This window comes from Polaromonas sp. (assembly GCF_039932935.1).
Taxonomy (GTDB): domain Bacteria; phylum Pseudomonadota; class Gammaproteobacteria; order Burkholderiales; family Burkholderiaceae_C; genus Polaromonas.
The window spans coordinates 1-23,027 of the sequence record NZ_JBDTPB010000065.1; the positions used below are offsets into that span (position 1 = coordinate 1).

The following is a 23,027-nucleotide window of genomic DNA, read 5'->3' on the forward strand; positions in this document are numbered from 1 at the left end:
AGCTGCGCGAAGCCGTGCGCAGCGTGGGCGCCGACGTGGTGTTCCTGCAGGAGGTAACGGGCAACCATGTGAAGCACCAGGACAAGTTTGACAATTACCCCGAAACCCCGCACTACGAATTCCTGGCCGACACCATCTGGCCGCAGTTCGCCTATGGACGCAACGCGGTCTATACCAACGGCCACCACGGCAACGCCGTGCTTTCCAAATTTCCCATCGTGCGATTTGAAAACCTGGACGTCTCCATCAGCGGGCCCGAACGCCGCGGCCTGCTCCATTGCGAGCTGCAAATACCCGGGCGCAGCGTGAACGTACACGCCATCTGCGTCCATCTGGGGCTCATGGAAGCGCACCGCGAGCAGCAGATGGACATGCTCTGCGACCTGGTGCGCAACAACATCCCCGCGCACGCACCCGTGGTGGTGGCCGGCGACTTCAATGACTGGCGGCACCGCGCCCACGCAAGGCTTGAAAAAGGCGCCGACCTGCATGAAGTGTTTGTTCAGGCCCAAGGCAAAGCGGCGCGCACCTTTCCCGCGCGCCTGCCGCTGCTGCGGCTGGACCGTATCTACGTGCGCAATGCGATCGGCCATGCCCCCGTGGTGCTGCCGCTACGGCCCTGGTCGCACCTTTCCGACCATGCGCCCCTGGCGGCGGAAATCGAATTGTGAATATGGCCCCCACGCTCGTCACTGCGTGTACTTCGCTGCCCCCCAAGGGGGCGCTGCGCCTGCGGCCCGGCAAAGCCGGTTCCGCGGCCCCTGCTGAAATGGGCAGAGAGGTACCGACGCGTGCCGCAAGGAGGCAGCATGAGTAGGTGGGTCAGTGGCAACCAGTTTCATTTACTGGAAAACGGTGAGGAATTTTTCCCGCGCGTGTTTGAATGCATCGCCGCGGCGAAGCGCGAGGTGGTGCTGGAGACTTTCATCCTGTTTGAGGACAAGGTCGGCGAAGAGCTGCATGCGGCGCTGCACCAGGCAGCGCGGCGGGGCGTGCAGGTCGACATGACCATCGATGGGTACGGCTCGCCCGACCTGTCGCCTGAATTCATTTCCACGCTGACACGCGCCGGTGTGCGCGTGCATGTGTTTGACCCGGGCCCCAAGCTCTGGGGCTGGCGCACCAATGTCTTTCGCCGAATGCACCGCAAAATCGTCGTGATCGACGGCGCGCGCGCGTTTGTCGGCGGCATCAACTACTCGGCCGACCACTTGGCCGACTTCGGCCCCCAGGCCAAGCAGGACTATGCCGTCGAGATCGAAGGCCCGCTGGTGGCCGATATCAACACCTTTGTGCACAAGGCCCTGGCCGCGGGCCAGCGTAACGCCGGCGGCCAGCCCTCACCCGGCCTGCGCGAGCGCTTTTCCGACCGCGCGCGATCGTTCGCGGGCAGCTGGCGCCAAGACAAGGTCCCGGCACCCGTGGGCGAGGCTTCCGCGCTGTTCGTGACCCGCGACAACCGCAAGCACACCAACGACATCGAGCGCCACTACCGCGCCGCCATCCGCACGGCACGCAAGCGCGTGGTCATCGCCAACGCTTATTTCTTTCCGGGTTACCGGCTCATCCAGGAGATGCGGCGAGCCGCACGGCGCGGCGTCGAGGTGCAGCTGATCCTGCAGGGCGAACCCGACATGGCCATCGTCAAGACCGCGGCCAGCATGCTCTACCACCACTTGCTGGACGCCGGTGTGCACATTTACGAGTACTGTGAGCGCCCCCTGCACGGCAAGGTGGCCGCCATCGACGACGAATGGGCCACCGTGGGCTCCAGCAACCTCGACCCGCTCAGCCTCTCACTCAACCTCGAAGCCAACGTCGTTATCCGCGACCGCGCGTTCAACGAGACTCTGACCGCGAACCTTGACCAGCTGATACAGAACCACTGCAAGCGAATCGAGCGCGGGGACCTGATGGAGTCCACCTGGTGGCGCAGCGTGCGCAGCTACTTTGTTTTTCACCTGCTGCGCCGCTACCCTGCCTGGGCCGGCTGGCTGCCGGCGCACGCGCCACGCATTACCCCTGCCAGCTCCGCCAGTCCCGGCGACAAGCCCAGGATGCCGGACCACGAACCGCCGAGCCAGGCCAACGCCGTGTGAGCGCGTGATGGCCGAAAGCCGAACCTTGCCCAGGCCGCCCGGCGAGCCACCAAGCGGTTCCGCCACACCGGCCATGCCCAAAAAATGGCGCGGGTGGCCATGGCTCAAGCGCGGCGCCACCGCCGCGTTTTTCCTGCTCATCGCCACCCTGCTGGTCTCGCAGGCCCGCAACATCGAATGGTCCCAGGTCCTCACCGCGCTCGAGGACTACCCACTCACCGCCGCCTGGGGTGCCGTGGTGCTGGCCGCGGCCAGCTTCACGCTTTACAGCACCTTTGACCTGCTGGGCCGCCACTACACCCGCCACGCGCTGCGCTCCCCCACCGTGATGGCGGTGACTTTCGTGAGCTACGCCTTCAACCTCAACCTCGGCTCGCTCGTGGGCGGTGTGGCCTTCCGCTACCGCCTCTATTCGCGCCTGGGCCTGCGCAACGGCGCCATCACCCGCATCATGTCGCTGAGCATGCTGACCAACTGGATGGGCTACCTGTTGCTGGCCGGCCTCGTGTTTGCACTGCAGCCGCCCACCTTGCCACCCGACTGGCCCATGACCACCACCTCCTTGCGTTTGATCGGCGCCGTGCTGCTCGTGGTGGTAGCGGCCTATCTGGGGATCTGCGCACTTTCCCGCCAGCGCATGCTGCGGCTGCGCGGCCACGAGGTACTGCTGCCCTCTGCCCGGCTGGCTGCGCTGCAACTGCTGATGGGCGCCGGCAACTGGCTCATCATGTCCGGCATTATTTTCATCCTGCTGCAGCACCGCATCGAGTTTTCAGCAGTCGTCAGCGTACTGCTGTTGGCGGCCATTGCCGGCGTGATCACCCACGTGCCGGCCGGCCTGGGTGTGCTGGAAGCCGTATTTGTCGCCTTGCTTTCGCACGAGATGCCGCAGTACGAACTGCTGGCCGCGCTGGTGGCTTACCGTGTGATCTATTACCTGGTGCCGCTGGCGGTGGCGGTTGTGGCCTATCTCGCCATGGAAGCACACGCCAAAAAGCTGGGCCAGGCCCGCAAAAACCCCTAAAGGCGCGGGTATGGCGCCGCGCCAGCCGATTCAAACCGGCCTTGCGGCAAGTTTGGCGCCGTTGCCGCCAGCGGCGCTCTTTTGTGCCGTTTTCAAGGTGGTTTAGGCGACAAAGCCACAAAAGGCTGGGGATTTTCGCCCCGCCTTAATGTCTAAATGCGCAAAACACTGTATATTTACACAGTCATTTGACATCTGTCGTGGCAACGCGCCAGTGGCACCGGGGAAGTCGGCTCTTTTGCCTACACCTGCAGCGGAACCTGCCGCCGCACCATCGAGTCTGAGCTGTGAAGGCTGTGAAGAAAGGAATATCTGCATGGGCGTGATGAATGACCTGCTGACAAACGACCTCTTTCCCCAGGCACTGCTGCCCGTCACGCTGCAGGGCCAGGCAGACTTTGAGGGCTTTCGCCGTGCCGCGCGCGGCCTGCTGGCGCAAAACCTCTTGCCCGAGCAGGTGAGCTGGCAGTGCAGCAGCACGCCGGCCGACGTCACACCAAACGCCGGCACCGCCCACAGCCCCGCGTTCAGCGACGCACCCAGCGTCAGTGTTCCGCCCGAGTACATGGCGCTGTGCCAGGCCGCCGTCATGCACCGCAGCCCGCAGCGTTTCAATGTGCTTTACCGCCTGCTGTGGCGCCTGGTGCACGAGCCCGAACTCCGGCACAACCAGCTTGACCCCGACATGGCGCTCGCCCGGCAGATGGCCGAAGAGGTCCGCCATGACATGCAAAAAATGAAGGCCCAGTTGCGCTTTCACTCCGTGCAAGACGACACCTTCAAAACCCGGCCCCAGAGCGGACCGCTGCACGTAGCCTGGTTCGAGCCCGAGCACCACATCGTTGAAGCTGTGGCGCCGATGTTCGCCCGCCGCTTTGCCCACATGCGCTGGGCCATCCTCACGCCCGAATGCAGCGTCGAGTCCGACTACCTGGGCCCGCAGGATTCGCGCCGCACCCGCCATGCGGCGCCAGTGCCGGCTGCTGAAGCGTCCGGGCCCGCTTCCAGGGCTTCCCGGCATACCGACGACGCGCTGGGCTCACTGCGCTTTGGCCCTGCGGCCGACAGGCAAACAGCCCCCACACCCGACGCAAGCGAGCAACGCTGGCTCATGCAGTACGAGCAAGTCTTTCACCCAGCGCGCCTCAGGCGGCGGATGATGCAAAAAGATTCGCCGCAGCGTTATTACCGCAAAAGCCGCAGGCCGGCAGGCGATCGCAAGGCTCAAGCTCAGCCAGCCAGGGCCTCAGCCCGCTAGCCACGCGACTATCAATTTAATAGCTGTTCGCGCTCGCCCTGATTGGGCTGAGCGGCATTTATCTCATTTATCCAGCCCGCCGTTAGCAGGCCTCTTACCCGCCACAAGCATCAGGGCTTGGCGCCCGGTGGCTGTGTCGAATCCGGCGACGGCAACACCGCATCACGGCCGTCATTGCCCGGCGGCATCACAGGGCGAATGGTCGAGTCGCGCGGGTCCGGCGGCTGCGGCGCCGCTTCGGGCTCGGATGCGCGACGGGCCGGGTTGCGGTTCAGCGGATTTCGCAGGGGGGCCGTCGGAACCGCTGCGTCAGGTGCCGCGGTGGTCGTCGGTGGCGTCGTGGTTTGGGACGTTTGTGCCACCGCCTGCGGCCCCGTGAAAAGCGTAAAGGCCAGCGCAAATAGCGCGCCCGGCAGGACGATAAAACGTAGCTGGTTTTTCATGACCATAACTCCTTGACGAATGTGTTGACACCACTCTACGCCCATCATCCGTGCCCGCCATGGCCAGGACACCGGCGCAGCTGTCAGGGCAGGCCTACAAGCGGGCGGCCACCGTTATGGCAGGGGCTTTGCCGGCCTTGCCACCAGCTCCTTGAAGCCGGTCCGGGCGTCATGTTCACGCGCAAACACCCAGCCCTGCAGCGGCGCCAGCACAATTTCGGCCGTGGTGCGCACCACACAGCCGGGCATCACGTGACCGCCGCGCATTTCGCCGGTCGCCATGGCCACGCTGGCATGCAGGTGCGCGCCGTCGGGGCTCAAGGTGCCCGACAGCGTGATCAGCTCCAACGGCTCCTGTAGCACCGTCCCCTGCGGCTCGGCCGCATAACGCAGCACCGCGCGGGACAGGCTGCCGACCGCCGAGACCACGCAGGCCGCAGCAGTGTTCTGTTCGGCCTGCAGCCTGGCGAATGCAGCGTCCAGCGCGGTACGGAGGTCGTCGCCTGGGTTCAGGCGGAGAACGAGGGTTTGGGGCATGGGTGGAGGGTAGACGATGTGCTTGGGGTTGTGGTGTGGTTGTTCGGGAGAATGTTTTCTCTGCTGAGGGTTGCTGGCCGGGGGTTGCCCGGCGGCAAGTAACTTTCTTTTGCTTCGCCAAAAGCAAGTCACCAAAGAAAAGGCGACCCGCAGTCTGGGTCCTTACGCTTCGCTTCAGGCAACCTGCGGTGCTCGAGTCAAGCGGGGTCTCGCTCGAACTCGCTACGTTGCACTTCGCTCAGACAATCGCGATCCCTGATCCGCTTGCCTCTGCGCTCCTCGGCCCAGCCAGGACGGGGCGATCGGGAACGGGGACAGAAGACAAACAATCCAATTACCAACAAGGACACGCCATGGCGTGTCCTTGTTTCTTCAGTGTTCGGTTTCTTGTATTCGGCTGTTAGGTATTCCTTCCCCCACCCCTTCTGTCTGCGCCGAGGAGCACAGGTTCAGGCGGATCAGGGATCGCGATTGTCTGAGCGAAGCGAGTTCGAGCGAGACCCCGCCTGGACCGAGCACCGCAGGTTGCCCGCAGCGCAGCGCAGGGACGCAGACAGCGGGGTCGCCTTTCTTTTGGTGACTTTTCTTTGGCGAAGCAAAGAAAAGTTACTTGCCGCCGGGCAACCCCCGGCCAGCAACCCTCTGCAGAGCGCGCTCATGCCGGAGCAAAAAAAACACAGCCCAAACAAATTCAACCCAACCACAAGAAAACCAAAACGCTATCAATTCAGTAGCTTCTGGCGCCGGTCCCTATTACCCACAAGGCACAAAACACCAAAACCTCACCCCGCCACCAATCGCAAAAAAGTAATCTCCGAAGGCGCCCCAAACCGCTTGGGCGGCCCCCAGTACCCCGTCCCCCGGCTCGTATACACCCACAGGTTCTGCAGCTTGTGCAGCCCAGCCGTGAACGGCTGCTGAAACCGCACAAACAGGTTCCACGGATAAAACTGTCCGCCATGGGTATGGCCTGAGAGCTGCAAATCAAACCCGGCTTTGGCCGCCGCCGCCGCACTGCGCGGCTGGTGAGCCAGCAACACACGCACGGCCTCCTGCGGCGCGCCGCGCAGTGCGGCCTCGGGGTCGCTGCGGTGGGCCGGGTCAAAATGGCCGGCACTGTAGTCAGTCACACCCGCCAGCACCAGGTGAGCACCTGCTTCGCCTGCAGCGGCAGGCGGGCGTATCACCACGTGCTGGTTCAGCAGCACCGTCAGGCCCAGCCGGCGCAACTCGTCAATCCAGGCGTGCGCACCCGAGTAGTACTCGTGATTGCCCGTCACAAAATACGTGCCGTGGCGCGATGTCAAATCGGCCAGCGGCGCCACGTGCGCGGCCAGCTCGCTCACCTTGCCGTCCACCAGATCGCCGGTGATGGCCACCACGTCGGCATCCAGCGCATTGACCTTGTCGACAATGCGGCGCAGGTACTGCTGCTTGATGGTCGGCCCCACGTGGACGTCGCTGATCTGTGCCACGGTAAACCCGTGCAGCGCAGCGGGCAGGCCCTGTATGGGCACGTCCACGTTCACCACGGCGGCCGTGCGGCGCGCATTCAAAAAACCCAGCAAGGTAATCAGCCCGCCCAACAGCGGCACCGCTTCGGCCGACACCGTGCGCAGCTGCGCCATCGGCAGGTGGCCTGGCGCGGCCGCATCAGCCAGCCACAGCGCCAGCAGCGCGGCGTCACGCGCCAGCGTCAACACCAGCATCGATGAAAACAGGCCCATGAAGAGCAGGCCCGCCCAGGTCAACACGTCGGCCCAAGGTTGCCTGGCCACGCGGCCGGCCATCAGGCCCAGGGGCATGACCAGCGCCGACACCGCAAGGCCCGCCATCAGCAGCCACTGGCCCATCGGGTAGGCCTCAAGCCCGGGCACAAGGCGTGCGCCAATGTAAACATGGAGCAGCGCCGTTACAAGCACCAGGGGCAGGAAGTTCATGAAGTGTCCGGAAGAGGGGAGCCCTGCATATGGGTCTGCGCCCCCCTCATTCAATGCTGGCGCGGCTGTTTACTTCTTTTACTTTCGGCTTTGCCCCTCACGTCGCCGTACAAACCACCGCGCCGTTTGCTCGGCCCGCGTTTCACACGCTCACAAGTGCGACAAAGCGTGCGCCGGGATACGGCCCTTCGGAAGCTACCCTCGGCCCTTCTTGCCTATCCGCTCATTCGCGCTCACCCGTTCATCGGCCCTGATTCCCTTGCCCAGCCCCTGTCGGCAACCGTTCTCCTTTTGCCCATGACCGTTGCCATACAGGCCACTACTCCCGCCACCTTCGAAATCAAGAGCGCCAACCTGCCCCTGGTGGCCTTGCTGCTCAAGTCCACCGACCTCGTCGCCCTGGCGCGCGAGCTGCAAGCCCGCTTTGGTGACATCCCGGACTTCTTCGACCAGGACGCGCTGATGATCGACCTCTCGCCGCTGCAGACTGCCGCCGCACGCAGCGGGCGGGCGGTGGGCGACATCGACTTTCCCGCCCTCATCACCCTGCTGGGCAGCTACCAGCTGGTGCCGCTTTCGGTGAAAGGCGGCAACCCCGCGCACATGGCAGCGGCGCTGCAGGCCGGGCTGCTGCCCGTGCCTGACGCCCACCTCCTTCCAGACCGTCCCGCCGCAGTGCCACAGCAACAGCCGCCCGTGGTGGTGGCCGAGCCCCCTGCCGCCCCCTTGGGCGCCCTGGTGGTCGACAAGCCCCTGCGCTCGGGCCAGCAGGTGTATGCACGCGGCCGCGACCTGGTGGTGCTGGCCATGGTCAATGCCGGGGCGGAAGTGATTGCCGACGGTCACATCCATGTCTACGCGCCGCTGCGTGGCAAGGCCATGGCCGGCGCGCGCGGCAACACCGAGGCACGCATTTTTTCGCTGGCCCTCGAAGCCGAGTTGATTTCCATCGCCGGCGTGTACCGCACCGCCGAGCACCCGCTGCCCGAAGGCCTGGCGGGCCACCCCACGCAAGTGCGGCTGCTGCCGGGCGAAGAGGGCCAGGAAGGTGACAGGCTCGTCATGAACGTCATGTCTGCCTGACCTATGCCTTTGGCTTCCTTTTTATCCGTCCGCCCTGAGCGTGTCGAAGGGTCCTTCGACACGCTCAGGGCGAACGGAGATAACACCGGGGCTTCAAACCCCAAACCTGTTCCCGGTCTTCCCCTATCTCCCTGACCTCTCGCTTTTCAAGGAAATTTACGAATGGCAAAAATCATTGTGGTCACCTCCGGCAAGGGCGGCGTGGGCAAAACCACCACCAGTGCCAGCTTTGCAACCGGCCTGGCGCTGCGCGGGCATAAAACCGCGGTCATCGACTTCGACGTGGGCCTGCGCAACCTCGACCTCATCATGGGCTGTGAGCGCCGCGTGGTGTACGACCTCATCAACGTCATCCAGGGCGAGGCCACGCTCAACCAGGCGCTCATCAAGGACAAGCAGTGCCACAACCTCTTTGTGCTGGCCGCTTCGCAAACCCGCGACAAAGACGCCTTGACCAAAGCCGGTGTGGAGAAGGTGCTCAAAGACCTCGGCGAGATGGACTTCGAGTACATCGTCTGCGACTCCCCCGCCGGCATTGAAACCGGCGCCCTCATGGCCATGCACTTTGCCGACGAGGCACTCATCGTCACCAACCCCGAGGTCTCCTCGGTGCGCGACTCCGACCGCATCCTCGGCATGCTGTCGAGCAAGACCAAACGCGCCATCGACGGCGGCGACGCCATCAAGGAACACCTGCTCATCACGCGCTACAACCCCGGCCGCGTCGACCAGGGGCAAATGCTCTCGCTCGAAGACATCCAGGATATTTTGCGCATCAAGCTCATCGGCGTGATTCCCGAGTCCGAATCGGTATTGCAGGCCTCCAACCAGGGTGTGCCCGCGGTGCACATGAACGGCAGCGACGTGTCGGAAGCCTACAAGGACGTGGTCGACCGCTTCCTCGGTGACAAGGACAAGCCCATGCGTTTCATCGACGCGCAAAAGCCCGGGCTCTTCAAGCGCTGGTTCGGGGGGAAATAAAACGATGGCGTCATTCCTGTCCTTTCTGCTCGGTGAAAAGAAAAAAACCGCCAGCGTCGCCAAAGAGCGGCTGCAGATCATCCTGGCGCACGAGCGCACAGGGCGCGGCCACGAGCCCGACTACCTGCCCGCGCTGCAACGCGACCTCATCGCCGTGATCGCCAAGTACATCCGCATCGATCCCCACGACATCAAGCTGCACCTGGAACGGCAAGACAACCTGGACGTGCTGGAAGTGAAGATCGAGCTGCCCGACAAGAAAGAAAAAGCCGGCGCCACCGGCACGGCAATCCGCAAATAGAACCCGCCGCGGTTGACCCGCAGTTGACATAAGGCAAGCCCGGCCGGAAACCCAGGGCTATCATCACCCGATGTTGATCGAGACCTTCGGTGCTGCGCGCGACATGGCTCGCCTGGCGGAAATTGCCGCTGTGCTGATTCGCCACGGCTTTGGCGACAGTGTTCGGCGGCTCGGCCTGGCCGACAAGCTTGAGCGCGCCGGCCATGCGCTCCACTGGAACAGCGCGGCGGACCTTGCCCGTATCAGCCCTCCCGAACAGGTTCGCCTGGCCCTTGAAGAGCTCGGCCCCACCTTCGTCAAGCTCGGGCAAGTCCTGGCCGGCCGCGCCGACCTGTTTGGCCCCGAATGGATCACCGAGTTCGAGAAGCTCCACAGCCAGGTTCCGCCCGTGCCGCTAGCGCTGCTGCTCCCGCAGCTGCGCGAAGACCTGGGCGGCGAGCCCGAGGCGGTCTTTGCCCGCTTCGACACCACGCCGCTGGCCGCCGCCTCGATTGCGCAGGTGCACCGTGCACAACTGCATGACGGCACCGAAGTTGTCGTCAAGATCCGTCGCCCCGGCATCACCGAAGTCATTGACGCAGACCTGCGCCTGATGGACCGGCTGGCCGCACTGGCCGAAGCCGAGCTGCCCGCGCTCAAACCCTACCGCCCGCGGCAGCTGGTGCGCGAGCTCGCCAAATCGCTGCGCCGCGAGCTGGACCTGGCCGCCGAATGCCGCCACGCCGAACGCATTGCCGCCAACATGGCGCCGCTGCCTTACATCGTGATCCCGCGGGTGCACTGGGCCCACACAGGCCTGCGCATCAATGTGCAGGACCTGGTCAACGGCGTGCCCGGCAGCGCGCTGGACCAGCTCACGCCCGAAGCCGGCTTTGACCGCAGCGAACTCGCCCGCCGCGGCGCCCACGCCGTGCTGAAGATGATTGTGGAAGACGGCCTTTTCCACGCCGACCCGCACCCCGGCAACGTGTTTTACCTGCCAGGCAACCGCATCGCCTTTATCGATTTCGGCATGATCGGCCACCTGACCGAGCGGCGGCGCGAAGAGCTGCTGCAGCTCCTGCTGGGGCTGGTCGAACGCCAGCCGCAAGCAGTGGCCGACGTGCTGCTCGACTGGACGGGCGACGAACACGGCATCAATCTCTCTCAGCTCGAGGCCGAAATCGAAGCCTTTGTCGACCAGTACCACGGCACGCCGCTGGCCCAGCTCAGCCTGGGGCAAATGCTGACCGACGTCACCGCCATCCTGCGCGACCACCACCTGGGCCTGCCGCCCGACCTGGCGCTGTTGATCAAGGCCTTCATCTCGCTCGAAGGCATGGGCCGCGGACTGGACCCCGGCTTTCACATGGCCACCGAAGCCACGCCGATGCTGCGGCAGGTGGTGCGCGCCCGTTACCAGCCTAGGGCCCTGGCAACCCGGGGCTGGCAGACACTGAGCCGCGCCCTGGCGCTGGCCGGCCAGCTGCCGCACGACTTGTCGCGCCTGCTGCGCAACGCGCGCCGCGGCCGCGTGCAGGTGGGTATTGAGCTGGCCCACCTCAAACGCGTGGGCGACCAGCTCGACCGCGCCGCTAACCGGCTGGCGATGGCCCTGGTAATTTCGGCGCTCATCATCGGCTCGTCCATCGTCATGACGGTCAAGGGCGGCCCCACACTGTTTGGTTTGCCGGCTTTCGGGTTCGCCGGCTTCATGGGCGCCATGGCCGGTGGTTTGTGGCTGGTGCGGGCCATCTGGCGCAGCAGCCGCGGCCACAACAGCGACGAGGCGGACTGACCGGCGCTATCTTTTCAGGAGCTGCTTGCGCACGTCCCCAAAGGTTTGCAGGAATTTTCTTCTTAAGAAAAGCAGGAAAATGTTGCCTTGCCGCCCCTGGGCAAGGCTGCCGTGGGCAATAACTACAGCTTGAGCTGCGAAGGCAAATACTTCGCCATCAAATCGTCGTAATACGGTTTGAGCTCAGCCAGCACCGGCGGTTTGTCGTTCTTGGAATAAAGGTCGTAGGGGTTGAACTTCTGCACCCATTCCAGATGCGCCGCATCTTGCGCATCCGTCAGGTGCCCGTACTGCCCCTCGCGGTGCCAGGCGTAAAACGAGTGGTAGCGAATCATGTACAGCGCCGGCAGCGGCAGGTGCGTCTTCATGAGCTGGTACAGGTATTCGTCGTGCCCCCATGACATGTGCACCGCGTCCAGCCCGCAGCCCGGCGCATACACACCGTATTCGCTGTTGTAGCGCGCGTCGCGGCTGTCGGGGTTCAGGTCAAAGTATTCGGGGTAGACGATGCGGTCTGAAAAGCGGCAGCCCACCGGAAAGGTGTCGCCCACAACAGCCCACTGCGGTTCGCCGAACAGGCACAGCACCTTGCCCAGGTCGTGGATGAAGCCCGTCAGCACAAACCAGTCAGGGTGGCCGTCGGCGCGAATCGCCTCGGCGGTTTGCAGCAGGTGGCTGATTTGCGGCAGCTCAATGTCCGGGTCCGACTCGTCCACCAGCGTGTTGAGGAATTCCAGCGCGGCCCAGGGCGTCATCTCTTTCTGGCTGAACGCCAGCCACTCTGCTTTTTTTGACCGCACGAAGTCGTAAGTCTGGTGTTCGTGGTTGTTGCGGTAGAACGTGCGCACGCGGTCCAGGCCGGGCTGCGCGTAGTCGCGGTAAGCCGCGCGGTCAGGTTCACTGGCCAGCAAAGGCTTTGCCGGGGCGGAGGAGGATGGCATGACGGCGTTCATCGTGCCATTGTAGGAAGGGCGGCCCTTGGGTGCAAACCCGGCTGTCGCGGCGTGGCCCTGCAGGTATATTGGGCCGTTCCTCCCTCAACAGCCGCTCCCCGAAAGGCTTTTTCATGCGCCGCAGACCCTTCCACCGCCTGATGGCCATTGGCCTCCTTTTCGCGTCAGCCCTGCTGACCAGCGCCGTCCACGCGCAGGACGTCCCCAAAATCGGCGTGCTCATGCTGCACGGCAAAAACCCCGGCAGCAACAACGACCCCAACATGAGCCGCCTCAAACCCGTGCTGGAAGGCGCCGGCATGCTGGTGCTTTACCCCGACATGCCCTGGTCGCGCGGCCGCTACCTCGACGGAAACTGGGACAAGGCCATGGCCGAAATGGCCGGCCACGTCAAAACCCTGCGCAGCCAGGGCGCCACCAAAATCGTGATCGCCGGCCACAGCATGGGCGTGCCAGCCGCCATGGGCTTTGCCGCGCGCGGCGGCGACGTGCAGGCGCTGGTGCTGCTGGCGCCCGGCCATGTGCCGGCACGCTACTACGCGTCGATGCAAAACAAGGTGGTGCGCGAAAGCGTTGACGAAGCCCGCGCATTGGTCGCCGCCGGCAAGGGCGATTCGCGCGAGCGCTTTTCCGACATCAACCAGGGCAAGCAGATCAATGTGGTGGCCACCGCCAAGGACTACCTCAGCTACTTCGACCCGGCCTCCGACGCCGACATGGGCGTGACCGCGCCGCGCATTCCGGCCGGCACGCCGGTGCTGACGGTGGTGGGCGACGAAGACGGCATCAGCAAATACGCCAAACCCTACTTTGCCGACAAGCTGCCCGCCAACCCCAAAAGCCAGTACCTCGAAGTCAAGGCCACCCACCTCACCACGCCCGTGGTGGCCAGCGAAGCGGTGGTGCAGTGGATCAAGGCCGCAACCGCGCCCTGAACGGCAAAGTGCGGGCAGCAACAGGTTAAAACCGTGACAGGCGCAAATCATGCTCGCTATTAATTCAGTAGCTGCTTGCGCCCGTCCATCTTGGCTTGCAGGCCAATTTGGCTTATAAAACTCCCAGCTTAAGGAGGCAACCCATGCACCCGCGTCTCCCCGCTCGCCGCCTGTGGCTGCGCTGCACCCTGCCCGCCTGCCTGCTGCTGTGCATGGCTGTTGCCGGGCAAAGTGCGCAGGCGCAAGGCCCGCCCCGGGTGGTCGACATTCCCACCCGCCCCGGCGTCACCCAGCGCTTCGTCTACATCACGCCCACATCCGCACCCAAGGCCTCCGTCATCCTGTTCACCGGCGGCCACGGCGGTTTACAAATCACCGATGCAGGCGGCTTTGCCGGAGGCGGCGGCAACTTCCTGGTGCGCACGCGCCAGCAGTTTGCCGACGCAGGCTTTGCCGTCGCGGTGATCGATGCGCCGTCAGACAAACAATCGCCGCCCTACCTCTCAGGCAACCGGCAAACGCCTGAGCACCGCGCCGACGTGCTGGCCGTCATCGGCTGGCTCAAGCAGCAGGCGCCCGTGCCCGTGTGGCTGGTCGGCACCAGCCGCGGCACGCAGTCTGCCGCCTACATCGCCACAGAGGCCAGCCCCGCGCAAGGCGGCCCGGACGGCATCGTGTTGACGTCCACCATCCTCGCCGACCCCAAAGGGCGGCCGGTGCCCAAAATGCCGATGGAGAAACTGGCCATCCCCGTGCTGGTGGTGCACCACAAGCAAGACGGTTGCAAGGTGTGCGCCTTCAGCGACATGCCGCTGCTCATGGACAAGCTCGCCAAAACACCCAGGGCCGAACTCATCAGCGTAACCGGCGGCCAAAGCCGGGGCGACCCCTGCGAGGCCATGGCGTATCACGGCTATAACGGGATTGAGGCCGACGTGGTCGGCAAGATCAGCCGCTGGGTGATAGCGGCCAGGCCCTGAAACGTTCAGGCCTGCTCGGGCGTGTCCAGTGGCTTGTCTCCGGGGCTGTTGCCCACGGCGCTGTGGTTGAGCGACAGGCTCACGCTGGCCCGCTTCTGCACGGTGTCGATCGCATCCGGGTCAGGCGCTACGCCCCAAGCCATCGCCGTGGTCAACACCATCAGCGAAGGGATGGCCCGCAAATAGCGCGGCCGAAATAAAAAGTCAGCAATCTTCTTCATGGCATCACCTCAGCTGCAAAACAGTCAGCAGCAAGGTTTGATCCTGCGCCGCCAAGCTTAGAGCCGTGCGTCTGCCACGTTGCGGTATGTATCAAATTGCGCCAATGCCCAGCCGACGGGGGCCACCAGATGGTGTCTTTACTTTCACAACCGTTCGGGCTGAGGTATCCAAGCCCCACCCTCCACCTCCACCCCCACACCGTTCGTGGCTGAGCCTGTCGAAGCCTGTTCCCTTCACCCCACCGTTCGGGCTGAGGTATCGAAGCCCCCGCAGAAGCCCCTAGCTCAGTGCCTCGTACTACCCCGGCGCGACTGCAGCTGGTTGCTGCCGCCCACATGCGACTCCCGGTCGCTTCGGCTGTTGGCCGTGCGCTGGCCTTCATTGCGCTGCGTGGGCTTTTGCTCGCCCACCTGGTTGAAATCGTTTTCAACCTTGCCGCCATGGCCCGAGGCCTTGGGTGCGTTGTCTTGCAAGCTCGGGTCGTCAGACGGGCCGCGCGCGCCGTCGCGCTCGCCCGGCTTCCTGGTGGTAGCGGTGTTTGGTTTGTTGGCCATGGTGGTCTCCAGATTGGGGGGTTGAACAAAAGGGCTTGGCATGCCGCCACTGCGGCTGATTCGCCGCTGTTGCCGGCCCACGTACAACCCATTCTGAAAAGCCCCGTAGCCCGCCCATGTCAGACAGCGCCCCATACCCAAGCGCGACAAGACGAGGCGCCCAGCAACCCGCTATCAATTCAGGAGCCGCTTGCGCACGTACCTATTGGGCTAGAGGCCTATTTTGCTTAAGAACCAAAGGCCGTTGTTAACCCGCAGACGTATCCGAGAACTGCGCCTCGATCTTGTGCCCATCCAGGTCCCGCACAAAGCAACCGTAATACTGCGGCCCATACAAAGGCCGCGGGCCCGGCGCGCCATCCCCCTGGCCACCCAGCTCCAGCGCCTTGGCGTAAAACGCATCCACCTGCGCCTTCGACACAGCCAGAAAGCCAAAGTGCGAGCCATTGCCCACATGCGCCTTGCCGCCGTCATGCGGCACCCCCACCCAAAACTCCGGGTAAGCCCGCCCAAAAGCAATCGCCCCAGGGTGCTCCATGATCACTCGGATCTCCATCGCGCCCAGCACGGCCGTGTAGAACGCCTTGGCACGCTCGAAGTCGTTGGTGCCGATGGACACGTGGGACATGATGCTTTCGGGGAGGGATGGGGTAACTGCCATGGGCTTGGTCCTTGTTGATTGAGAAGGAAAAGCTTAGCGAGCCTTAAACATGCAGGCAACTGCAAACACCCACGACATGGCGGGCAATTTGCGAATGAGAGGACGGACCGCTACAGGTTCACTTACTAGTTGTTGCCGAGTAGGCGGGGGCAACATCCCGACACCACTGTTCCACTTGATAGGCGACGCGCGTCATCAGCACTGGAGATAGTGGCGTGTCTCGGGCATCCAATAGATAGCGAAAGTTTTTAGGGTTGAGTACTTTCACCTCATAGCGCCCGTTCTGAACAACGAACCAGCCAGGCAAAGCAACTACACCCAACACTCGGACTGGCTCCCCAACAGCTTTCGTAAGTTCGGAGGAAAGCCACTTTGCTTGCCGTTGCGCTTGTTCCACGGTAGAGCTATCTTTCCAATCTGGAAATGACAGCGTCGTTCCCTCGCACATCACTTTAGCGCCCTCTTTCCCGCCCGCAATCGCTTTCAAACGACTCTTGGTTTCAACGGCATACACGCCGGAGGGACAGATCAGCACATGGTCGATGTTGAATTCCTTCGCCGGCAAATCATGAAACACTGCCGCACCGCTACGCATCAATTGATCCAGCTCTTGCCCTGTTGCCATTTCCGCGTCCCACCCCATTCGCAGATTCATAGCCTTTCTCAACGACTTCACGGCTCGATATGCGCTAACACCGATCACCGAGACTGCAAAAGTGAAGTAAATGGCCGCGCTAGTCCAGCTAAATCCCCGCCCAGGAGCCAGCAATACGCCGCTATACAAAGCGCCAACGACCACGGGAAGGAACAGAGCCATCATTAGCCACCCCATGACGTCGGAAAACACGTCATCAAACTGAACTCTTAGCGAATACCCTGCGGGTCTCAGCAGCCCTTGAGTCAATGGCGATTTGCGGCCCGCAAGGCGCGCCCTGCGAGTCCACGACAGGACCGCAATCATTACGCCTAAACCAATAAACATAGGAACTACTAATAGCGCGATGCGTATGAAATCCATTTCATCCTCCCGAGACTGATGGGCCATTCTGCCGAATATTGCGACGATCACGCCGGGCTTATTTATCCAGTTGGAAACACATATAAGTCCGACTGGTCAATCGATGGTTAGCTTGCTAAGCTCCACCAATGAAAATCAGCAGTACGGATTGGGCAATGAGAACGGCTGCGTTTGCGGAAGTCCGCCGATTGCAAGCAATCCGAGACCAGCTGACGAGCGCTGACCTCGCCAAAGGGTTCCAGTACGACGGGCAGCGCATTCCACTTGTCAACCCACAGCGCGGTATCTTCAAGCCGCGTCAAATGGAAACGCTGCTATCCATCAAAACCGTCTTCCCCAGGCCCGGCGGAAAGATTTGGTACGACGATCAACGCAGCGTTCATAAGCAGATTTACGACGGCGAAGAGACTGTCGACTACTCGTTCATGGGAACCGACCCCGACGTTGCCGACAACCGATGGCTCAAAGAGGCAATGGATCGACGCGTCCCGATCCTCTATTTCTTAGGTGTGTCGCCTGGTCGCTATCAGGCTTTTGTTTCTGCGTTCATTGAAAGCTGGCATCCAAACGAGGCCAAGGTAAAAGTGTCATTCGGTGATATCGATTCGAGCGGCATCCCCAAAGTATCCGAAGACAGTAGGACGCGCCGATATGCTCTTCGTCAAGTTAAGCAGCGGCTGCATCAAGCCTCATTCCGAGACGCGGTTATCAGCGCGTATGGCAACCGCTGTGCGTTGTCAGGAATGCCCGAGCCCATGCTTCTGGATGCGGCACACATCATTTCGGACGGGAACGAAGAGCTCGGTCACGCAATTGTTCCAAATGGCATTCCCCTGACAAAAATTCATCACGCAGCCTTCGATGCTCATCTCATTGGCATCGACCCGGATTTCCGCGTTCATGTTTCCACCCGATTGCTAGACCAAAGCGACGGGCCAATACTGCAGGCGATGCAAGAGCTCCACGGGCAACCCATTCAACGACCTATTCGATTGGAGGATGCTCCAGATCGCGATCGCCTAGCGCATCGTTTTGAGATGTTTAGAGCGGCCTCGTAGCGGTATGAACGCCTCGACACGGGCGAAGTCGTTCGTGCCGATGAAGATCTGAACATCATGCTTTAAGAAGCGTGTTGGGCAGAAGCTTTGTCTTGGACGACCAACTAAGGCAAGTGATGAGGCTTGGAATACGCTGCCGATAACGAAAACGATGGGTCAATAAAAGTAGTCGATGGTGAAGGTCTGCCGTGGGCCGTCATAGACCAACTTCACCCTATCAAGCACATCTCGGCCCAAAACGCCATGCCGCGCGTCATCCATAAGGGGGCGGCCGGTAGCCGCGACCGTTGACATTCGCCATGGCGGTGACCCGCCATTTCGGACCTCAATACTGATCGCGTAGATATCACAAATCTGCGGGATACCCTTTGACTCTGAGGTGATTACAGGCTTCTGGTTCACGGCAATTAATCCGAGCGTTCGGGCAATTTGCTCGTCCACCAAGGTCCTATCCGCGCCAGTATCAACAATGAACGTTGCAAACACTGCCGGGGGAACTGGCTGATTGCGCTTCCAGAGTTGCTTCAACAGGGCGTCGCTGACGCCGATGTAAACATCAACAAACAGGCCCGCCTGAAGAACACCGCGCTCTATCCGTGCTACTTGAGGCACGGTCCAAAATCGCGGATGTAGTGCGCGACGTTCTCTTCCTCTGAAACCTGCTTTACAAAAAAAGGCTCTAGGCCATATTTGTCATATGCCCAGTCCAGCGCCTTTTCATAGTCGTTAGAAAAATGAGCAAATTTGCTTCCATAGATGACAACAAATTGCCCTTTATGGCGCGCCATTAGTTCTGGCAAAGCGGCCTCATAAGCACGCAACTCGGGGCGCGGAACATTTTGTGTGTGGGTGCTCATGTCATCTCCTTTTTACATCGACTTCGATGGAAAGTCAGCCCGTGGCAATCTTGAGTTGCGTTGCAGTCATCTTTTTCACAACTTCGCTGCGAAGCTGATCTAGCTCAATGACAAAAGCAAAGGCATATTGCCCATCTGTGGCTCGTTGCAATGAATCAGCAGCGCCACGCAGGTAAATATCCTGACCATCGGTAACGATGTGGCTGGCCGGTAACGACGTCAGGGTAATTTGGGGCTGATACTTTCGCAGCCCCTCCATCCCTTTCCGAAGCCTCAACGACGAGATCCCGGCTTTAGACAACCTGGCGATCAGGCGCAACGCCACCACGTCCCCAAACGCATAGTGCCGTGGCGTTCCGTGGCCGCGCTTGCAACCGCATGAGGGCATCACGATTTCCGAACGACACAGATAGTCCACCATGGCACGCGTCAACCCCGAAAGCCTTGCGGCTTGAGCTGCGGAGTACCACTCTATCGAGTCGTGGACGGGGGCGTTCGGCATAAATGGAGTTTGGCGTTAAACGCTTAACTATATTTATACAACAATATCCACAGCTAATCCAGAAGAATTAATGATCGCTAAGTTGTTGTTTTATAACAATAAAGTTGAGTTATTCACGCAACTGTTTATTTAAACAGCATACTGATAACGCAGCAATATCAGGGGCCGTAGTCAAGCTCTGGCACGATTTCAGGCGCCCGCGTACTTCGACATCAACGCCGACACAGCAGGCTTGGCGCATCGCTGCAGTGCCAGTAGCAATGCATGGTCGGGCCGGGTCACACGATGACGGCTGCGTAGGTCGTCCTGTATCTGGCCTAAGAGGGAAGCGGCCATCTCCGCATCCGCCATAGCCCTGTGAGCCCGGCCAGCTTTGGGCAAGCGGTGGTAGTCGATCAGCACGCCTAGCTTGTGGCTGGGTGCCTGGGGATAGAGTCTTCTGGCCACCAGCATGGTGCAGGCAAAGGGCTGAGTGGCCTTCTCTCCTGCGCGGTTGAGTTCAGCTTCCCAGAACCTGCGGTCAAACGAAGCGTTGTGCGCCACCATGGGTGCGTTGCCCACAAAGCGGTTGGCCTCTGCCATGACTTTCTCGGCCGCGGGTGCGGCGGCAACCATGGCATTGCTGATGCCGGTCAGGCTTTCGATGAAGGACGGGATGTAGCGCCCTGCGTTCATGAGGCTTTGAAACCTGTCGACCACCTGGCCGTGTTCGACCAGCACGATGGCCACTTCGGTGGCGCGGTCGCCCATCGCCGGCGAAAGGCCTGTGGTTTCAAAGTCGATGACGGCGATACAGCTCATGGCTCAAGTTATGTTCACAAAAAGAAAAACACCATGAAGTTCACCTGCGGGAGGCTGAAACTTCATGGTGTTGATCAAGGCCCGGTTAGTCAATGCACTAACCCTGAGCAAAGTGACTTATTTATAAAACGACTCAACCTTGCCCTTGAGCTTGATCATCAGCGGGTTGCCCTTACGGTCTACCTTGTTGCCAACGGGTACCTTGATCCAGCCTTCGCTGATGCAGTACTCGGCGACGTCGGTGCGTTCTTTGTCGTTAAAGCGGATGCCTACATCGTGCTCAAAAATGGCCCTGACGAAATGCGGGCTGCGCTCGTCGGTCGAGAGGTGGTCGGGCAGCGCTGGGCGTTCTGTGGTTTCGGTCATTGGATTCACAACTATTTGGATTGGTTAAGTTCTTCCAGGGAAACGACGCGGAAAACCCGCTCAACCCGCATCTCTGCTTCTGGTTGTCCCCGATGATGTTGAGCCCGTAAGGCTTCAACCGCATCGACTCGCGCCTGGACCGGTTGTGCAAGCCGGTCATTCACATCGTTGACTTGCCAGGATCTGCTCATCGTCATTATTTTGGCATCACTCTCAGGCCTATACCAGCTCAACGCGAACCGACTTGCCCAGTGCTGCTGCCGCACCGGCGAGACTTCCGAGCGTCATGCTGATATCAGCTTCATCCAGCAAGCGGTCCAATGCGGCACGGCTGGTGCCCATGCGCTGCGCCAGCGCCGTTTTAGATATCTTCTGTTCCCTCATGGCCTGGTCAAGCTGCCACGCCACCACCCGTTTGGTAGCAGCCGCAACGACTTCCTGCAACAACCCTTCTTCTTCAAGGAAGTCATCGAAACTGCTGCCGACGCTGCCCTTCGCGGCTGCTGCCGCTTTCACGGCAGGTTTGCGCGTCGTTGCCTTGCGAGCTTGAGGTCGGTTGCCGGCGTCTTTGGTGATTTTTTGATGAACCCGTGAAGTAGCACCAGACTTTTTCCCCGGACCGTGAACAGCACCCGCGCGATGCTTGACGGCAATTGAATTCGTATTTCCCATAGATCCGGCTCCATCTTTCTGACAATCGGCATGCCTAGCGGCCAGCCGAACTCTACTGTCTTGATTTCTTCACCAATCAGCTTTCGCTCGGCTTCGTGATGTCTTTGCCTTTTAGCCACTCACGAACAGGCTCGGCGCCCGAGCCGCTTTGATAAAAAGCCGCGTGCAACACGGGCTTAACTACCATAGGCGTTACCAAAGTGTATCAATATTGGTACGAAAAGCAAGTGCGGACTCGGGGCTTTTAAACGTCGATGTTGGCTGCGCGCAGGGCGTTCTGCTCGATGAACTCGCGGCGCGGCTCAACCTCATCGCCCATCAGCATGGTGAACACACGGTCGGCTTCGATGGTGTCGTCGATCTGCACTTTAAGCAGGCGGCGCACGGTCGGGTCCATGGTGGTTTCCCACAGCTGGGCTGGGTTCATTTCGCCCAGGCCTTTGTAGCGCTGGCGGGCAGTGGCGTTTTCAGCCTGGCCGATCAACCAGGCCATGGCCTGGCGGAAGTCGCTGATTTTTTCTTCCTTCTGGCGCTCGCCTTCGCCGCGCATGGCTTTTGCGCCTTCGCTGATCAAACCGCGGAAGGTGGCTGCCGCTTCGGCCAGGGTGGCGTAGTCGGCGCCGTGCACAAAGTCTTGCGTGAGCACGCTGCTTTTCACGTTGCCGTGGTGGCGGCGGCTGATGCGCAAGATGGGTTTGTCGGTGCGGGTGTCAAACTCGCCGGCCACTTCGGCGGGGGCGCCGGTGGTGTTGAGTTCGCGCAGCTTGGCCTGCAGCGTCACGGCAGACACTTCAGCGTCGGCCACGGTATCGAGGTTCAGGCTCACACCGTCGGCAATGGCACGCAGGGCTTCTGCGTCCATGAAGCCGCGCAGGCGGGCAATAACTGACTCGGCCAGCTGGTGCTTGCGGGCCAGTTCGGCCAGCGTGTCGCCCGCCAATACCGGGCTGCCTTCAGCGCCGGTTTGCACTGAAGCATCTTTCAGCGCAATGCGCAGCAAGAAGCCGTCAAGTGCGGCGGTGTCTTTGAGGTACTGCTCTTCCTTGCCGGCCTTGACCTTGTACAGCGGCGGCTGGGCAATGTAGATGTGGCCGCGCTCGACCAGCTCGGGCATCTGGCGGTAAAAGAAGGTGAGCAGCAGGGTGCGGATGTGCGCGCCGTCAACGTCGGCATCGGTCATGATGATGATGCGGTGGTAACGCAGCTTGGCAACGTTGAAGTCATCAGCGCCGGGCGTGCCGCCAATGCCGCCGGCCTTGCCGATGCCGGTGCCCAAGGCGGTGATCAGCGTCAGGATTTCGTTGCTGGTCAGCAGCTTTTCGTAGCGGGCTTTTTCAACATTAAGAATCTTGCCGCGCAGGGGCAAGATGGCCTGGAATTTACGGTCACGGCCCTGCTTGGCAGAACCACCGGCGGAGTCACCCTCAACCAGGTAAATTTCGCACATGGCGGGGTCTTTTTCCTGGCAGTCGGCGAGCTTGCCGGGCAAGCCCATGCCGTCGAGCACGCCTTTGCGGCGCGTCATGTCGCGGGCCTTGCGGGCGGCTTCACGGGCGCGGGCGGCTTCGATGATCTTGCCGACGATGATCTTCGCGTCGTTGGGACGCTCTTGCAGATAGTCGTGCAACAGGCGGCTCACGATGTCTTCAACCGGGCCGCGCACTTCGCTGGAAACCAGCTTGTCTTTGGTCTGGCTAGAGAACTTGGGTTCAGGCACCTTCACGCTCAGCACGCAGCACAGGCCTTCGCGCATGTCGTCGCCGGTGACTTCCACCTTGGCTTTTTTGGCCAGCTCACTGTCGTCGATGTATTTGTTGATGACGCGGGTCATGGCGGCGCGCAGTCCCGTCAGGTGGGTGCCACCGTCGCGTTGGGGAATGTTGTTGGTGAAACAGAGGACTTGTTCGCTGTAGCCGCTGTTCCACTGCATGGCGACTTCAACACCGATGTTGGTGCCCTGGTCGCTCTGGCGGTCGCCCATGGCGGCAAACACGTTGGGGTTGAG

At 61.7% G+C, this 23,027-nt stretch carries 26 protein-coding genes and 1 pseudogene; 11 read left to right on the plus strand and 16 right to left on the minus strand.

What is annotated here, in order from left to right; all coding sequences use genetic code 11:
* The 4 genes from ABI546_RS11035 to ABI546_RS11050 form a co-directional block, all read left to right on the plus strand.
* Nucleotides 1–671, plus strand: a 671-nt coding sequence (locus ABI546_RS11035) for an endonuclease/exonuclease/phosphatase family protein (protein ID WP_348046630.1), incomplete at its 5' end; no start/stop codon positions are given.
* A 138-nt stretch (nt 672–809) separates the two neighbouring features.
* Entirely contained in the window at nt 810–2,099 is a 1,290-nt protein-coding gene (gene clsB / locus ABI546_RS11040) for a cardiolipin synthase ClsB (protein ID WP_348046631.1), read from the plus strand.
* 73 nt (nt 2,100–2,172) lie between these two features.
* Nucleotides 2,173–3,123, plus strand: a complete 951-nt coding sequence (locus ABI546_RS11045) for a lysylphosphatidylglycerol synthase domain-containing protein (protein WP_348046654.1) — start codon at nt 2,173–2,175, stop codon at nt 3,121–3,123.
* A gap of 316 nt (nt 3,124–3,439) precedes the next feature.
* A complete protein-coding gene (locus ABI546_RS11050; RefSeq protein ID WP_348046632.1) occupies nt 3,440–4,381 on the plus strand; it encodes a TIGR03915 family putative DNA repair protein in 942 nt (313 codons plus the stop codon).
* A gap of 110 nt (nt 4,382–4,491) precedes the next feature.
* On the opposite strand, the gene ABI546_RS11055 is transcribed toward ABI546_RS11050, so the two are convergent.
* From ABI546_RS11055 to ABI546_RS11065, 3 genes are all read right to left on the minus strand, one after another.
* Nucleotides 4,492–4,824, minus strand: a complete 333-nt coding sequence (locus ABI546_RS11055; RefSeq protein WP_348046633.1) for a hypothetical protein — start codon at nt 4,822–4,824, stop codon at nt 4,492–4,494.
* 114 nt (nt 4,825–4,938) lie between these two features.
* Nucleotides 4,939–5,361 carry a PPC domain-containing DNA-binding protein gene (locus ABI546_RS11060; protein ID WP_348046634.1) on the minus strand — a complete coding sequence of 141 codons (423 nt, stop codon included), beginning with the start codon at nt 5,359–5,361 and terminating at the stop codon, nt 4,939–4,941.
* Between the two features lie 782 nt (nt 5,362–6,143).
* Nucleotides 6,144–7,301, minus strand: a complete 1,158-nt coding sequence (locus tag ABI546_RS11065; protein WP_348046635.1) for a metallophosphoesterase — start codon at nt 7,299–7,301, stop codon at nt 6,144–6,146.
* 297 nt (nt 7,302–7,598) lie between these two features.
* On the opposite strand from ABI546_RS11065, the gene minC reads away from it, so the two are divergent.
* The 4 genes from minC (at nt 7,599) to ABI546_RS11085 (ending at nt 11,443) form a co-directional block, all read left to right on the plus strand.
* Nucleotides 7,599–8,384, plus strand: a complete 786-nt coding sequence (gene minC, locus ABI546_RS11070; protein ID WP_348046636.1) for a septum site-determining protein MinC — start codon at nt 7,599–7,601, stop codon at nt 8,382–8,384.
* Nucleotides 8,385–8,546: 162 nt separating this feature from the next.
* Nucleotides 8,547–9,365, plus strand: a complete 819-nt coding sequence (gene minD / locus ABI546_RS11075) for a septum site-determining protein MinD (RefSeq protein WP_348046637.1) — start codon at nt 8,547–8,549, stop codon at nt 9,363–9,365.
* Nucleotides 9,366–9,369: 4 nt separating this feature from the next.
* Nucleotides 9,370–9,666, plus strand: coding sequence for a cell division topological specificity factor MinE (minE, locus tag ABI546_RS11080; RefSeq protein ID WP_348046638.1), 297 nt, complete (start codon nt 9,370–9,372; stop codon nt 9,664–9,666).
* Between the two features lie 70 nt (nt 9,667–9,736).
* Nucleotides 9,737–11,443 carry an AarF/UbiB family protein gene (locus ABI546_RS11085; RefSeq protein ID WP_348046639.1) on the plus strand — a complete coding sequence of 569 codons (1,707 nt, stop codon included), beginning with the start codon at nt 9,737–9,739 and terminating at the stop codon, nt 11,441–11,443.
* Nucleotides 11,444–11,565: 122 nt separating this feature from the next.
* On the opposite strand, the gene ABI546_RS11090 is transcribed toward ABI546_RS11085, so the two are convergent.
* Nucleotides 11,566–12,396 (minus strand): inositol oxygenase family protein, encoded by an 831-nt coding sequence (locus ABI546_RS11090; protein ID WP_348046640.1) that lies wholly within the window; start codon nt 12,394–12,396, stop codon nt 11,566–11,568.
* 113 nt (nt 12,397–12,509) lie between these two features.
* On the opposite strand from ABI546_RS11090, the gene ABI546_RS11095 reads away from it, so the two are divergent.
* Together ABI546_RS11095 and ABI546_RS11100 are read left to right on the plus strand one after the other, a co-directional pair.
* Complete coding sequence (locus tag ABI546_RS11095; RefSeq protein ID WP_348046641.1) at nt 12,510–13,331, plus strand: alpha/beta hydrolase; 822 nt, start codon at nt 12,510–12,512, stop codon at nt 13,329–13,331.
* 143 nt (nt 13,332–13,474) lie between these two features.
* Nucleotides 13,475–14,311 (plus strand): alpha/beta hydrolase, encoded by an 837-nt coding sequence (locus tag ABI546_RS11100; RefSeq protein ID WP_348046642.1) that lies wholly within the window; start codon nt 13,475–13,477, stop codon nt 14,309–14,311.
* A 5-nt stretch (nt 14,312–14,316) separates the two neighbouring features.
* Here ABI546_RS11100 and ABI546_RS11105 read toward each other — a convergent pair whose 3' ends face one another.
* From ABI546_RS11105 to ABI546_RS11120, 4 genes are all read right to left on the minus strand, one after another.
* Nucleotides 14,317–14,532, minus strand: a complete 216-nt coding sequence (locus tag ABI546_RS11105; RefSeq protein WP_348046643.1) for a hypothetical protein — start codon at nt 14,530–14,532, stop codon at nt 14,317–14,319.
* A gap of 285 nt (nt 14,533–14,817) precedes the next feature.
* On the minus strand, nt 14,818–15,006 hold the full coding sequence (locus tag ABI546_RS11110; RefSeq protein ID WP_348046655.1) for a hypothetical protein: 189 nt from the start codon (nt 15,004–15,006) through the stop codon (nt 14,818–14,820).
* Between the two features lie 328 nt (nt 15,007–15,334).
* A complete protein-coding gene (locus ABI546_RS11115) occupies nt 15,335–15,748 on the minus strand; it encodes a VOC family protein (RefSeq protein WP_348046644.1) in 414 nt (137 codons plus the stop codon).
* 118 nt (nt 15,749–15,866) lie between these two features.
* Nucleotides 15,867–16,766 carry a nuclease-related domain-containing protein gene (locus ABI546_RS11120; RefSeq protein ID WP_348046645.1) on the minus strand — a complete coding sequence of 300 codons (900 nt, stop codon included), beginning with the start codon at nt 16,764–16,766 and terminating at the stop codon, nt 15,867–15,869.
* Between the two features lie 128 nt (nt 16,767–16,894).
* Between ABI546_RS11120 and ABI546_RS11125 the strand changes: the two genes are divergently transcribed.
* Entirely contained in the window at nt 16,895–17,824 is a 930-nt protein-coding gene (locus ABI546_RS11125) for an HNH endonuclease (RefSeq protein WP_348046646.1), read from the plus strand.
* 156 nt (nt 17,825–17,980) lie between these two features.
* On the opposite strand, the gene ABI546_RS11130 is transcribed toward ABI546_RS11125, so the two are convergent.
* From ABI546_RS11130 to ABI546_RS11165, 8 genes and pseudogenes are all read right to left on the minus strand, one after another.
* A complete protein-coding gene (locus tag ABI546_RS11130) occupies nt 17,981–18,436 on the minus strand; it encodes an aspartyl protease family protein (RefSeq protein ID WP_348046647.1) in 456 nt (151 codons plus the stop codon).
* Complete coding sequence (locus tag ABI546_RS11135) at nt 18,424–18,681, minus strand: hypothetical protein (RefSeq protein WP_348046648.1); 258 nt, start codon at nt 18,679–18,681, stop codon at nt 18,424–18,426. The genes ABI546_RS11130 and ABI546_RS11135 overlap by 13 nt, the downstream gene beginning before the upstream one ends.
* Nucleotides 18,682–18,715: 34 nt before the next feature.
* A complete protein-coding gene (locus tag ABI546_RS11140) occupies nt 18,716–19,183 on the minus strand; it encodes a hypothetical protein (RefSeq protein WP_348046649.1) in 468 nt (155 codons plus the stop codon).
* A 189-nt stretch (nt 19,184–19,372) separates the two neighbouring features.
* Nucleotides 19,373–19,984, minus strand: a complete 612-nt coding sequence (locus tag ABI546_RS11145) for a 3'-5' exonuclease (RefSeq protein ID WP_348046650.1) — start codon at nt 19,982–19,984, stop codon at nt 19,373–19,375.
* 117 nt (nt 19,985–20,101) lie between these two features.
* On the minus strand, nt 20,102–20,350 hold the full coding sequence (locus tag ABI546_RS11150) for a DUF3297 family protein (protein WP_348046651.1): 249 nt from the start codon (nt 20,348–20,350) through the stop codon (nt 20,102–20,104).
* A gap of 219 nt (nt 20,351–20,569) precedes the next feature.
* Complete coding sequence (locus tag ABI546_RS11155; RefSeq protein WP_348046652.1) at nt 20,570–20,866, minus strand: helix-turn-helix domain-containing protein; 297 nt, start codon at nt 20,864–20,866, stop codon at nt 20,570–20,572.
* Nucleotides 20,863–21,209: pseudogene (locus ABI546_RS11160) on the minus strand (type II toxin-antitoxin system RelE/ParE family toxin). The gene ABI546_RS11155 and the pseudogene ABI546_RS11160 overlap by 4 nt, the downstream one beginning before the upstream one ends.
* Nucleotides 21,210–21,266: 57 nt before the next feature.
* Nucleotides 21,267–23,027 (minus strand): DNA gyrase subunit B (locus tag ABI546_RS11165; RefSeq protein ID WP_348046653.1); only part of this gene is annotated, 1,761 nt, incomplete at its 5' end.

What these genes read in the sequence shown, in the direction of transcription:
- minC (WP_348046636.1), top strand. Translation starts at nt 7,599, where the DNA reads ATGACCGTTGCCATACAGGCCACTACTCCCGCCACCTTCGAAATCAAG.
- ABI546_RS11085 (WP_348046639.1), top strand. Translation starts at nt 9,737, where the DNA reads ATGTTGATCGAGACCTTCGGTGCTGCGCGCGACATGGCTCGCCTGGCG.
- ABI546_RS11125 (WP_348046646.1), top strand. Translation starts at nt 16,895, where the DNA reads ATGAAAATCAGCAGTACGGATTGGGCAATGAGAACGGCTGCGTTTGCG.
- ABI546_RS11115 (WP_348046644.1), bottom strand. Translation starts at nt 15,748, where the DNA reads ATGGCAGTTACCCCATCCCTCCCCGAAAGCATCATGTCCCACGTGTCC.
- ABI546_RS11150 (WP_348046651.1), bottom strand. Translation starts at nt 20,350, where the DNA reads ATGACCGAAACCACAGAACGCCCAGCGCTGCCCGACCACCTCTCGACC.
- ABI546_RS11060 (WP_348046634.1), bottom strand. Translation starts at nt 5,361, where the DNA reads ATGCCCCAAACCCTCGTTCTCCGCCTGAACCCAGGCGACGACCTCCGT.
- clsB (WP_348046631.1), top strand. Translation starts at nt 810, where the DNA reads ATGAGTAGGTGGGTCAGTGGCAACCAGTTTCATTTACTGGAAAACGGT.
- ABI546_RS11095 (WP_348046641.1), top strand. Translation starts at nt 12,510, where the DNA reads ATGCGCCGCAGACCCTTCCACCGCCTGATGGCCATTGGCCTCCTTTTC.
- ABI546_RS11140 (WP_348046649.1), bottom strand. Translation starts at nt 19,183, where the DNA reads ATGCCGAACGCCCCCGTCCACGACTCGATAGAGTGGTACTCCGCAGCT.
- ABI546_RS11050 (WP_348046632.1), top strand. Translation starts at nt 3,440, where the DNA reads ATGGGCGTGATGAATGACCTGCTGACAAACGACCTCTTTCCCCAGGCA.
- ABI546_RS11065 (WP_348046635.1), bottom strand. Translation starts at nt 7,301, where the DNA reads ATGAACTTCCTGCCCCTGGTGCTTGTAACGGCGCTGCTCCATGTTTAC.
- ABI546_RS11045 (WP_348046654.1), top strand. Translation starts at nt 2,173, where the DNA reads ATGCCCAAAAAATGGCGCGGGTGGCCATGGCTCAAGCGCGGCGCCACC.
- ABI546_RS11055 (WP_348046633.1), bottom strand. Translation starts at nt 4,824, where the DNA reads ATGAAAAACCAGCTACGTTTTATCGTCCTGCCGGGCGCGCTATTTGCG.
- ABI546_RS11105 (WP_348046643.1), bottom strand. Translation starts at nt 14,532, where the DNA reads ATGAAGAAGATTGCTGACTTTTTATTTCGGCCGCGCTATTTGCGGGCC.
- minD (WP_348046637.1), top strand. Translation starts at nt 8,547, where the DNA reads ATGGCAAAAATCATTGTGGTCACCTCCGGCAAGGGCGGCGTGGGCAAA.
- ABI546_RS11145 (WP_348046650.1), bottom strand. Translation starts at nt 19,984, where the DNA reads ATGAGCTGTATCGCCGTCATCGACTTTGAAACCACAGGCCTTTCGCCG.
- minE (WP_348046638.1), top strand. Translation starts at nt 9,370, where the DNA reads ATGGCGTCATTCCTGTCCTTTCTGCTCGGTGAAAAGAAAAAAACCGCC.
- ABI546_RS11120 (WP_348046645.1), bottom strand. Translation starts at nt 16,766, where the DNA reads ATGGATTTCATACGCATCGCGCTATTAGTAGTTCCTATGTTTATTGGT.
- ABI546_RS11135 (WP_348046648.1), bottom strand. Translation starts at nt 18,681, where the DNA reads ATGAGCACCCACACACAAAATGTTCCGCGCCCCGAGTTGCGTGCTTAT.
- ABI546_RS11090 (WP_348046640.1), bottom strand. Translation starts at nt 12,396, where the DNA reads ATGAACGCCGTCATGCCATCCTCCTCCGCCCCGGCAAAGCCTTTGCTG.
- ABI546_RS11100 (WP_348046642.1), top strand. Translation starts at nt 13,475, where the DNA reads ATGCACCCGCGTCTCCCCGCTCGCCGCCTGTGGCTGCGCTGCACCCTG.